The sequence below is a fragment of the Methanobrevibacter sp. genome (genome assembly GCF_017431965.1).
Classification (GTDB): domain Archaea; phylum Methanobacteriota; class Methanobacteria; order Methanobacteriales; family Methanobacteriaceae; genus Methanocatella.
Genome location: NZ_JAFRKB010000073.1, coordinates 1 through 7,621 on the forward strand (window position 1 = coordinate 1; position 7,621 = coordinate 7,621).

Annotated in this window: 3 protein-coding genes; all 3 read left to right on the forward strand. The window is 36.6% G+C overall.

Features of this window, described 5'->3' with window-relative positions:
- A partial coding sequence (locus tag IJI93_RS10285; protein WP_292822703.1) for a right-handed parallel beta-helix repeat-containing protein occupies positions 1-5,081 on the forward strand: 5,081 nt, incomplete at its 5' end.
- 92 nt (positions 5,082-5,173) lie between these two features.
- Positions 5,174-5,617: a hypothetical protein gene (locus tag IJI93_RS10290; RefSeq protein ID WP_292816047.1), complete on the forward strand. Its 444-nt coding sequence runs from the start codon at positions 5,174-5,176 to the stop codon at positions 5,615-5,617.
- A 307-nt stretch (positions 5,618-5,924) separates the two neighbouring features.
- The coding region (locus IJI93_RS10295) for a hypothetical protein (RefSeq protein ID WP_292822705.1) at positions 5,925-7,621 on the forward strand (1,697 nt) is incomplete at its 3' end.

Here is a 7,621-nt window from a genome sequence, read left to right on the forward strand (position 1 = left end):
GTAATTTTGTTAATAACTCTGCTCGTTATGGCGGTGCAGTTTACTTCCGTGATTATGGTACTGTGACAAATTGTAATTTTACTAACAACACTGCAACTCAAGATGGTGGTGCAGTTTACTTCAATGGTTTTTATCATCGAGGTTCTACTGTGACAAATTGTAGTTTTATTTCTAACAATGCAAAATCCAATGGTGGTGCTATCCGGATGCTTTCTGGTAGTGTTGCAAATTGTAATTTTACTAACAATACCGCAACTCAAGATGGTGGTGCAGTTTACTTTGAGGGTCATTTTCGTCTAAGTTCTACTGTGACAAATTGTAATTTCACTGGAAATAATGCGACTACAGGTTCTGCTATTTACTTCGGGAATAATTTAGAAACTAAAACTGTTTCCAATTCTATTTTCTTAAACAATAGAGCGAATGCGGAAGCTTTGGAAGTAACCAAAAATGAAAATAACATTACAATTACTTTCACAGGTAACAATAACCTTCTAAACGCAATCCATTCAAGAAATAATGGCGAAGTTACCTTTACCAATGTGACCTATTGGAGTGCAAACGGAATCAACAGCACAGGCAATTTCCCTATCAAACCACCAAGATCCAACAGGCAAGCCGGTCAAAACATCACTTTAGAAATTTTTGATTCTGATGATAAGCTAGTTGAAAACGTTACTTTAGTAACTGACATTAACGGTCAGGCCATATATGACTTAGCTAAACTAAGCACCGGAAAATTCAGATATAATGTCTATCACTTTGAAGACAGCTATTACACATATGCTGAAAGCAACGGCACATTTACAAATGGCCTAGGCGATTTCAACATATTGCAAAAGTATATCAATGAGGCTGCTGCAGATTCAGTGCTCACCTTAAACCGCAGCTACACATTCACTGTCGGCATGGATGAAAATCTCGCCGACGGAATTGTCATTGGCAAGCCGATTACAATCAACGGTAACGGCTACACAATCAATGCACTTAATAAGGCCAGAATCTTCAAGGTTACTGCAGATAATGTGGTGTTAAATAACATTACCTTTACAAACGCCAATGCGTCAGGTGAGGGTGGTGCAGTTTACTTTGATGGTAATGGTAATGTGACAAACTGTCATTTCACTGATAACTCTGCAGAAAATGGTGGTGCACTTTACATCATGGTAGATGGTAAAGTAGAAAATTGTAGTTTTACCAATAACTCAGCATACAATGCCGGAGCAATTCACTTTATGGGAACCGGTAATGTAGCAAAATGTAATTTTATTGATAACAAGGCAACTTCAGGTGGTGCCGGTGCTATCGATATTTATTCAGGCAGCATTGAAAATTGTAATTTCGCAAACAACACAGCGACTTCTGACGGAGGGGCAGTTTGCTTCTATTTGGAGGGTAATGTAACAAATTGTACTTTCACTGATAACAAAGGTGAATATGGTGGTGCACTTTACTTCTCCTGGGACGGCACTGTAACAAGTTGTGATTTTACAAACAACCAAGTTACCGGAGATTATGTTTGCGGTGGTGCAGTTTACTTTAATAACAATGGTACTGTAATAAAATGTGTTTTTACTCACAACAAAGCAACCGGCAATGAGAGTTGTGGTGGTGCAGTTTGCATTAATTTCAACGGCACTGTGACAAATTGTAGTTTTACTGATAACCAAGCAGTTTCTGGTGGTGCCGTTTACTTCTACAAAAATGTTGAAGGTAATGTAACAGATTGCAGTTTTAATAATAACTCTGCTGATCATGGTGGTGCTATCTATTTCGATAGTGAGTCATCTGGTAGACTGGTAAACTGTAATTTTACTAACAACTCTGCAAACCGCTATGGTGGTGCAATCAACATGCGTTCAGGTAGTGTAACAAATTGTACTTTTGTTAATAACGCTGCTAGTCGTGGTGGTGCTATCTTAATGGGTTCGGGTAGTGTAACAAATTGTAATTTTGTTAATAACACTGTAACTGGCGATTATAGTTTTGGTGGTGCAGCTTTCTTCGATAGAACTGGTGAACTAACAAATTGTAATTTTACCAATAACTCAGCATATTCTGGTGGTGCAGTTTATTGCAGCTTTTATAATGGTGTGGGTATTGTAAAAAATTGTAATTTCAATAATAATAAGGCAACCAGTTTTGGTGGTGCATTGGGATTTGTTAGGGATGGCGAACTAACATATTGTAATTTTGTTAACAACACAGCTTCTGGAGATGGCGGTGCAATTTACTTCTTAAATGGTAATGGTGAAATAGCAAATTGTAATTTTACTGGCAATAATGCGACTACAGGTTCTGCTATTTACTTTTGGAGTACTTTATCCACCAAAACTATTTCCAATTCTCGTTTCTTAAACAATAGAGCAAATGCGGATGCTTTAGAAGTAACCAAAAATGAAAATAACATTACAATTACTTTCACCGGTCAGGACAACCTTTTAAACGCAATCTATTCCAGAAATGATGAAGTTACATTTAACAACGTATTCTATTGGAGTGCAAACGGAATCAATAACACTGGCAATTCCGCTATCAAACCAACAAGATCCAACAAAGAACCCGGCCAAAACATCACTGTAGGCGTAGTTGTTGATGATGTTATTGTTTTAGAAGAGGTTAAAGTCACTGATGAGAATGGTATGATTGTTTTGGACATAATTGCTGGTGAGAATTATTACATCGGAGTTCGCCATGACACAGATTCATACTACACTGAAGCTCTAAATATAATTTCAAACAACACTAAATTCAATGTGAATGTTACTTCTCAGACAACCAACAATAAAACTGTTAACATCACTGCAAAATCAAACATTCCAAATGAAGTCATTAAAGGTAAATTACGCTTTATCCTTCCAAACGGTGATGAAGTGAATGCAAGTTATGCAGGTAATGGAATCTGGTGGACAAAATATACATTTGATGATTACGGAGTATATGAAGTAAATGCATCATATTCCGGATTGGATAATGTAACCCTCAACAATGGAACTGTAACTATCAGTAAATTTAACTCTACAATCAGTGCTCGCAATAAAACAGTCACTTACCCAAGTGATGTTGTTTTAGTGACTGCTGGTGAAAACTGTACTGGAATAAACAAATCCAGCGTTGTCATCCGCAACCCTGACGGCACACTTGCAGATGCTAATGTTGTTGTTGACGGATTCAGCATAACAATCAGCGGTTTAGGTGCAGGCAATTACACAGTTTACTATAACAACACTGTAAACTCTAACTGTAATGTCGCCGGCAACTTTACAGGAATCACTGTCTTAAAAGCAAACTCATCTGTCAGTGCAACTGATGTTGAGGTTACTTATGGTGATTTGATTGTGGTTGTTGTAGACTCTAAGAATGCTACAAAGGTTTCATATCAGATTATCAGTTCCGGTGCTATTGTTAAAGAAGGACTTGTTAATGTTGGTGAAAACATTACCGGTCTTGATTTGGGTGCTGATGAATACACAGTCAACCTGACAACTGTGGTTAACGCCAATTTCACTGCTTCTAACTATAAATCTAAGATTACAGTTAATCCGGCCAGTTCATATGTCAGTGCCGGGGATGTGGAAGTTACATACGGCGAAGAAATAGTCATTCCTGTTTCAACTGTCAATGCAGTTGCGCTTTATTATGATATCGTTGATGAAAACAATACTGTTGTTGTTTCAGATATCATAGAATCCGGCTTAAACATTACAGTTAACGGATTGTCTGCAGGCCGTTATAATGTAACTTATATTACAGGTGTTGATTTAAACCACACTTCTGTTAGAAACGCTTCCAAAATCACAGTTAGCCCTGCTGGTTCCTGTGTAAGTGCTTCTTATGTAGCCGTTAATTTTGGCGAGGCCATCTCAATTGCAGTTTCATCAGTCAATGCAACTGAAATATCTTACTCAATCATTGACAGTAATAAGAAATCTGTTGTTAACGGTAGTGTAAAACCTGGTGAAGCAATCAGCGTTTCTGATTTGGCTGCAGGCGATTATACTGTAAGCCTAAATACAGTCACCGACGCTAACCATACAGCTATATCAAACAGTTCCAAACTGCACATCAGACATGTTGTTACAATTACTATCGCTCCTGTCACAGGATATGCTGGTGAAATAATCAGCATCACTGCCGAGTTTAAATATGAGAATGGTGATCCTGCTGGTGAAGGTACTGCGGGTTTGACCATCAAATATGAGGACAAAGAAGTGCTTGGTGCTTCCATGAATTCTCTCTTAAGTGCAGATGAATCCGTTCCGGTTTCAGGCGGTAAGGCAACATTCAATGTCAAACTTACTAATCCTGGTATCTACCCATATGTTGTGGCATATTCAGGTGAAGATGTTGATCCTGTTCAAGGGGAATCTACAATTACAGTTCTAAAAGTCAACACTACTGTTTCATGCTCTGACATATCCGGAAAACCAACAGATAAAAAGGACGTTACAGTTACAGTTTCAGACCACAACAACAAGTCAGTTGAAAACGGAACTGTCACACTGACATTAAACGGAAAAACATACAATGCTACTGTTGAAAACGGTAAAGCAGTATTAAGTATTGAATTGCCAAATCCTGGAGAATATAATGCAACCGTTACATATAACGGCAACGGCTATTATAACTCCACTACCTCTTCAATTGGTGTTAATGTCGAAAAGATGAACACCAAAGCTCCTTTGGCTGGTGACATCACCGGCAAAGCCGGTGAGAAAACTGACATTACAGTCAAATTTGTTGACGAGAAAGGCAATCCTGTCAAAAACGGTACTGCTACATTGACCATTGATGGTAAGACATATACCTCAGATGTCATCAACGGCTCTGCAACATTCAAGGATGTTGTAATACCTGAAAAAGACACTGTGGCGGATGTTTATTATCAGTCAAATGACTACTACAACGCAAGCTCTGCAACATTTTCCGTTAAAGTCAAACATGACAGCAACAATACTGATAAAAACAGAACTGAAAAACACGTTTCATCCAAGGCTGCTGACGGCCAACAGACAGGTAATCCGATAGCAATGATGTTATTGGCATTGATGGTGATGGTTATCACATATCGCAAAAAATAAAACTTTAAAAGAGAATTTTTATATTCTCTTCATTTCTTTTTTTTAATATTTCTTGGTGAAAGCTTATTAACATATTTAAACAATAGTTAATTATGGAATTCATCCTCAACAACAAAAAATATTCAATAATTAATCATGAATTGTACATTAACTACCTGATGGTTGACAGCTATTTCAGCGACAGCCATTCAAAATATGATTATGACATAGAATTTGAATTCATCAAACCAATTTTTTCAAAAGAAAAGATTGAATTCAGTGACATTCTTGAAGGAACAAAGCTTTTAGAGGAACTGATTGAAAAAGGCCAAATCAATTTCATTCCTGCCGGTACAAGAATCGATGAGCATCTAAACGGCAACTTCAGGATAACATATCAGGATTTGGAATTCGTCAATGTCCGTGTAGGTGAGGCAATTCCATTTTTAATAGCTCTTAACAGCCTTGTTGAGTATAAACCAATCGTAACATTAGCCCAGATTGAAGAGGAGATGAACTACTTTTTGGATAGCTTCAGAAGTTATGGTTCCAATTAGACACTATGTTGATTCATTTTTAGATACAAATATTATATATATTGAAAACCATATAAACTAAAAATATCAACTATTTTGTCAGGGAGGAATAATAATTTCTAAAAATGATGATTTTTTAAAAAACGAATTTTTCATTATTGATTGTGATAATCTCAATTCAACCGAAAAGAGCTTTTACGGATTTACGATTCAGGACAATGACATCAAAAATAAAGATAATTTAAGTGATTTCGATTCACTGTCCGGATTAGGGACCTATGTAGGCATTGATGTAAATGATGATGAAATAACAATTCATCAGGATTTCATGGGGTCATATGGATTATATATCTATAAAAAAGACGATTATTTTGCAATATCAAATTCCTTTCTAAAATTAGTTGAATATTTAAAGTTTGACCATGAAATGACATTTAACAGGGATTATGCCGATGCGCTGATGATGCCTAGACTTTTGTGTTCATTTGTCTACGGCGATACTTTGGTAAATGAAATAGAATGCATCCCCAGAAACCGTATTGTAAAGATTAACAAAAATGATTCATCCATAAGCTATAAGACCATTGATTATGATGAAAATTCAGTTGAAATCAATACTGTTGAAGCATTGGATATTCTGGATGGATGGTTTTATAAGTGGGTTGATATAATCCGCAGCATAAAAAGCAAAACCAACAGAATCAGTGTTGATTTGACAGGCGGATTCGACACAAGAGTGATATTTGCACTGATTTTATCTGCAAACATTGACATGAACAGCATTATAGTATTTTCCATTCTCGATGAGCATCACAATCACGAAGAAGACTTTGAAATAGCTTCCCAGATTGCCGATGAGTTTGGATTTAAGCTGAATCAGCCGATTGATGCTAAAAGCGTTAACTTTAAGGATATGGGAGATATAATCAACCTCTCAAGCTATCTGAAATTGGGCTTTTCAAATCAGTTCAACTTTAAATCAAGTTATTATATTAATCCGATATATGTTATCAACGGTTTTGGAGGAGAATCCATCCGAGGATTTCCGCTTGGAACAGTTTATGAAAATAAGCAGTACATGACAAGACAGGCCGGAAGATACAATTTATCATTAAAAGAACCTGTTTCAAGGATATTGGAATTGGGAATTGAGAGGATTAATCAGGAAGGATATAATGACAGCGAATTGCAGTCAAGACATTATAAGGAGACAAGACTTAGAAACCATTTCGGAAAGCTGGCCCTTGAATTTTATCTTGTAAACAGATTCACGTTATCTCCAATAATAGATCCTGATCTCTTCAAGCTGAAACTTACAACAGATGAATGTGACGACAATCTGCTTCTCATTACATTGATTATACTTAGATACTGTCCTAAGCTGCTTGACTTTAAGGTGGAAGGCGGCAGAAAATTCTCAGACTCTACAATAGAATATGCCAAAAAAATCAATGACCTGAAGCCGTTCACACCAAAATCATATGAACTAATTTCAGGTGTTGAGGAAGCTGAAACTATTGAAAATCAACCTGATAATGACTACATTAGCGAAGAGGAAATCAACAGTCATCTAAAGGAAGTTTTCAAATCCAAAAATTTCCAGGACGACTTTGAAAAGTATATTGACCCTGTCTTTTATGAAAAGATTTCAAAATCCATTGACGAGAATGAATATTTCCCGCTTCAGGATGCGATACCTGCATTTTCAATTGTTAAAGTCCTAAATGAAATCAGCTTCAACAGACAAAACAACATGGATAGCATATCTCAGTGGTTCGATTCGTTTTTAGACAAACCTTACGTTGAAAGGCAAATGTCACTTGATGTTACCCAGATGCTTAGAAGGTTCAATACAGCTAGAATTGATTTAAAAAATAGAGGTACAGCGCAAAATTCCATAGAAATTGAGGAAGTTTCAGATTTGAATTCCAAAATAGATGCTCCGCAGTGGTTCAGTGACGATAAAGGAATAGGTCATGTAATTGAAAGCAGCGCAAATAAACTTGATTTGAAAATAAGATGCAT